Source organism: Arthrobacter sp. PsM3, assembly GCF_030433895.1.
Taxonomy (GTDB): domain Bacteria; phylum Actinomycetota; class Actinomycetes; order Actinomycetales; family Micrococcaceae; genus Arthrobacter.
In genome coordinates this window covers 1-512 of the sequence record NZ_JARUXE010000125.1, presented here as the reverse complement: position 1 = coordinate 512, position 512 = coordinate 1, and the positions used below count along the sequence as shown (strand labels likewise).

Below are 512 nucleotides of genomic sequence, written 5' to 3'. Positions count from 1 at the left end.
GGCAACTTCGTCGAGTGGTTTGACTACGCCGTCTACGGTTACCTGGCAGTCACCATCGCCGCGGTCTTCTTCCCCGAATCCAACCCACAGACAGGGCTCCTGCTGACTTTCGCCCTGTTCGCCATCTCGTTCCTGGTGCGGCCCCTCGGAGGCTTCGTCTGGGGCCACATCGGAGACCGGGTGGGGCGCCGGACGGCACTGTCCCTGTCCATCCTGATCATGTCCGGAGCGACCTTCTGCATCGCCCTGATCCCCGGCTACGACACCATCGGCATCTGGGCTCCGATCCTGCTCCTGATCATCCGCGTGGCGCAGGGCTTCTCCGCTTCCGGTGAATACGCCGGCGCCTCCGCCTTCCTCGTGGAGTACGCCCCGGCCAACAAGCGCGGGCTGTACGCCGCCGTCGTGCCGGCCAGTACGGCCGCGGGCCTGCTGCTGGGCTCCCTGCTCGCGGGCCTGCTCACCGCGCTGCTCAGTTCCGATTCGATGCAGAGCTGGGGATGGCGCCTGCC

Annotated in this window: 1 protein-coding gene; it reads left to right on the top strand. The window is 67.2% G+C overall.

All coding sequences use genetic code 11. The features are described 5' to 3' along the window. The coding region (locus QCD75_RS21895) for an MFS transporter (RefSeq protein WP_301231626.1) at positions 1 to 512 on the top strand (512 nt) is incomplete at both ends.